Consider the following 3,933-nt stretch of genomic DNA (forward strand, 5'->3'; position numbering starts at 1 on the left):
CCCCAGCACGCCTTCTCTAAAGCTCGATCCGACTGCGCGCAATAACGGCAATGCATGTTGCAGCGAAGACCTAACTGAATTCTCAGATCGTATAGATCCTTGCTCTTGTTGTCGGAGAAAATCTGTGTCCTTTGATTCTTACAGCTAATATACTGTGATGCGCGTTCATCTTTAGACAGATCAAGAAGTGAACCCTCTCGCCACAGTTCGTTCGTCACGTTGTCGTATTCCCAAACGTGGCGTGATCCATCTCGCTCCCTAACATTAAGACGCAGTTTCATTCAAAGATCTCCCTAGCTGAACATAACCCCGGTAGAACCGGCACTCTGCTTTTCGATTTGAAGTAAGAAAACATCCGCCTCCGCAATGGTCCCAGGCAACGCATTCGCGACATCCAGTTCTGATATTTTCAGCCCGAGACATTAGACGATGAGAACTCAATGTCTCAGGCAACGGATTGTGTTGGCATAGGTATTCACGGCCATGCAAATCAACTGTTATAACCGAATCGTCCCCGCAATCAGGCCTCTCTCGCCCACGCCTGGATGCGTGGACAATGATGCTTTTTCGAAGAACCGCAGAAAAACGGTCCTGAGGGTTGGCGACAAGGCTTTGAATGTACGCAAGGGCATCATCAACGCTTTTAGCGGTGAGTTTGTCTTCCTCAGAGCACTGGCCCACAAGGTGGACTGGCCATAGCTGTACCGGCAGACTCAGCCCAAGAGATTCATATTTATCTCTCATGGCAGGAATCTCATCCCTCCACCGGCTCGTGACCAGACCCGTTATGAGGCATCTATCAAGACGTCTCAGAACTGGCCACTGGCTCTCTGATATAGAACCATCATGCCAGCTAATTGTCGTCAGCCACCCTGGGATGCTGTTGGCGAACCGTACGTAATCATCGTTTACCAGATCTCCATTTGTGGCGACTCGATAAATCAACTCTGGATAAACGCCATCGTCACACAGCACCTGGTAGAGCGCTTTAACAACGCCCCAATAAAGCATGGGTTCTCCGCCCCAGAAACTGATACGTTCAAGCTTTCTGAAGGCGCCATGCTCGTTATAAAAGCGAAGCTTTTCTCTGAGTCCCAACCAGTCTGTTTTCCCACATGACAACCTGTCTGCGGGAGCCGCCTGGCAACAGTAGGAGCAATGCCTATTGCATGCCGCACCCAGTACGATATTCAGGCGCCGGATCATACAACGAGCACCGTCTTTTCAGCCGCACCAGTGAAATACCGCCATCCCACCTTCACCTTGAACGACTCGCCTGCCTTGAGACCCAGAGCCCGGATGCGGAATTTACCCACTCCATTGCTCAGTACAAGCCTGCGCAGAGGAACGTATCCACCGGTGGAATCAATATAAATTTCAGAATCGTGTTCAATTGCTGTTCCGTCTTCCCATGACATGGAGACAGAGAATTCCGCATCTTTGTCTTCCTCGGTCGATTCAGGACCAGAAAGAGCCAAAACCGGGTTCGGAGACCATCCGTTCCCGTGATTCTGGAGCTGTTCAAGCGTGAATTCTTCAACAGGAAGGTTGCAACGATACCCGTATGTGGGAGAGTAGTTGAACTGAATGCTGTTGTAGTCGCTCGTCACCGACTCAGAGGCAAACGGCATAATGAGCTGTACCGCAAGCTGCATGCGTTCAAGCTGCAAAGTGCGCATCGTCCCTGCTTTCGTGAAGTAGCTCATCGGGTTACGAGTGGTCGGGGCAGAAAGCCATCCATTTTTTACAAACCACGCCATGGAGCGACGATCCGTGATTTCCCCGCTCCCATAACACTCTACAGAAGCATTTTTTGCGGCAACAGGGCTGGAAAAATACGTAGTTTTTCCAATGCAGATGAATTTACCTGCCAGACCTTCCTTGAGATCTGCTCCCGCCACAACGATTCCGTTATTGAGCATGAAGGGGGATGTGTTGTGTTGATTCAAAAAGGTTCCGCACTGGTCAGAAGAGATCGCGTCCTGATCCCCGCTATACGGCGAAAATAGCGCAACACTCATGGCCTCGTCAGTAACGAAAATATTGACAAAATGATTGTGGTCTTCAAGGGCGCACGCTGCTATTTTTTTCATAAATCCCCCCTAGTTGTCGCAGCAGTCACTGCTGCCACTACAATTGCTACAGTTTGTGCATTGCCCTGAACATTGCGAACACTGCACCTGATTGCATTGAACCTGACCGCATTGAACCTGGCTGCATTGAACGTTGTTGCAGCGCCCGCAGTTAGAGCAGTACGTGCAATGGCTGCAATAGGAGCAGTGCGCGGTCTTGTATTTGTTGTCGTTAGTGAGCTGTGAGACTTTTGTTAGATCAGACTTTTTCCAGTACCCAACATCGTCTGTAAGGCTCGCAAGAGTAAGAGCATTTTTTGTCCAGATTCCGCTGTCCTCTGTCAGCTGAGATAGTTTTGTAGGCAACTCTGAAAGCCTGGCAAGACTCGTTCCGCCCACTGTTACTCCGTCATGCACAACAAGGATTTTTTTGTCTGTGTTGACGGTGACCTCGCGGGATTTCCCAGCGTATGCTCCCGTGGCGGCGGTGGATCCTCTCTTTAAAAAAATTTTCTTAACCATGACCGCCCCTTATGCGTCACAACAATTGCAGTTGCAATCACAGTTGCTGCAGTAACTGCAGTTTGTATAAACAGAACACTTAACGGTTGTGCAATTTACGGTTGTGCAGTTCACGGTCGTACATTGAACCGTGTTGCAATTGAGGCAGTTATTGCACTGTGAACAGTACGAGCAGTAAGAGCAATACGAACAGTGCCCGGTTTGGAATCCGCTATCGTTCGTGAGCTGAGAGATTTTCGTTAGGTCTGCCTTTTTCCATAACCCCACGTCATCTGTAAGTTGTGATAGCGCAGTCAGAGTTCCTTTTGCCCAAATGCCGACATCGTCCGTCAGCTGAGACAGCTTCGTGGGCAGGTCGGACTTGAGAGCCAGTGCTGTTCCTCCGGCGGTTGCCCCGTCGTGGACCCTGATGCGGTGATTGTCCGTATCGATGGTGATTTCACCAGGTTCTCCGGTATATGCGTCGTTCTGCTCCGCGGACCCGCCCTTCCACAAGATTTCCTTTAAAGGCATCTAAAACCTCATGTGCAGTTTGTGCAGTACGAACAGTAGGTGCAGTAGCTGCAATGCCCGGTCTGATACCCGCTGTCGTTTGTGAGCTGGGATAGTTTTGTGAGACCTGTTTTCGTCCAGTACCCCACATCGTCTGTAAGCTGAGAGAGCTTGCTCAAGCTTGTCTTTGTCTCATAAGCATCGTTCTCAAGCTCGCTTGTCTTGGTGGGGATCTCGGACGCTTTCGCAACAGGATGGCCGCCGGCCGTTGTGCCGTCATGGACCCGAAGGCGCTTCTCGTCCGTGTCGACCGTCAGCTCCCTGCTTTTGCCGGTGAAAGCTTCATTCTTGGCTGTCGTTCCGCCGCGAAGCTGCAGAAAACTGGATTTCATGACAGCTCCCCGAGGTCGATAGTCTCCATCTCTGTCTCAATCGCCTGGATGCTCGCGGTTTCCTGAGATTTGACTGCAGAAACAGCCGTTGACTGAGCGGATGCAACAGCAGTTTGCGCAGAGCTCTGAGCGTCGCTCACAGCTTTAACAGAAGTGGTCTGCTGCGCCTGTACTGCCGCTGTTGCAGCCGCCTGAAGATCTGTTATCGCCTGTTTTCCATCAGAAACAGTTGTTGATGCAGAGGACGCGCTGGCCGCAGCATTTTCAGCGTATGTTTTGGCATTAGATTCAGAGGCTGTGATCTGATCGAGGATATCCTGCGCCTGTTGCTTCACGTACGCGGCCTCGGTTCCTCCCTCTGCATCCAGCTGTGCAATAAGCTCCGTGAGCTTGCTCTGCAGGGCGGTTTTCCCCGCTTCGATGTCAGACGAAACAGTCGACCCGGCGTCCTGAAC

Annotated in this window: 6 protein-coding genes; all 6 read right to left on the reverse strand. The window is 51.0% G+C overall.

What is annotated here, in order from left to right; genetic code table 11:
• The coding region (locus MAF45_RS11140) for a hypothetical protein (protein ID WP_237980718.1) at positions 1–281 on the reverse strand (281 nt) is incomplete at its 3' end.
• A 921-nt stretch (positions 282–1,202) separates the two neighbouring features.
• On the reverse strand, positions 1,203–2,093 hold the full coding sequence (locus MAF45_RS11145; protein WP_237980720.1) for a hypothetical protein: 891 nt from the start codon (positions 2,091–2,093) through the stop codon (positions 1,203–1,205).
• A gap of 9 nt (positions 2,094–2,102) precedes the next feature.
• Positions 2,103–2,594, reverse strand: coding sequence for a hyaluronate lyase N-terminal domain-containing protein (locus MAF45_RS11505; protein WP_370659322.1), 492 nt, complete (start codon positions 2,592–2,594; stop codon positions 2,103–2,105).
• Positions 2,595–2,603: 9 nt separating this feature from the next.
• Positions 2,604–3,107, reverse strand: coding sequence for a hyaluronate lyase N-terminal domain-containing protein (locus MAF45_RS11510; RefSeq protein ID WP_370659323.1), 504 nt, complete (start codon positions 3,105–3,107; stop codon positions 2,604–2,606).
• Between the two features lie 8 nt (positions 3,108–3,115).
• Positions 3,116–3,478: a hyaluronate lyase N-terminal domain-containing protein gene (locus tag MAF45_RS11150; protein ID WP_237980722.1), complete on the reverse strand. Its 363-nt coding sequence runs from the start codon at positions 3,476–3,478 to the stop codon at positions 3,116–3,118.
• Positions 3,475–3,933 (reverse strand): hypothetical protein (locus MAF45_RS11155; RefSeq protein ID WP_237980724.1); only part of this gene is annotated, 459 nt, incomplete at its 5' end. The genes MAF45_RS11150 and MAF45_RS11155, both read right to left, overlap by 4 nt.

The sequence above is a fragment of the Mesosutterella porci genome, from assembly GCF_022134585.1.
Classification (GTDB): domain Bacteria; phylum Pseudomonadota; class Gammaproteobacteria; order Burkholderiales; family Burkholderiaceae_F; genus Mesosutterella; species Mesosutterella porci.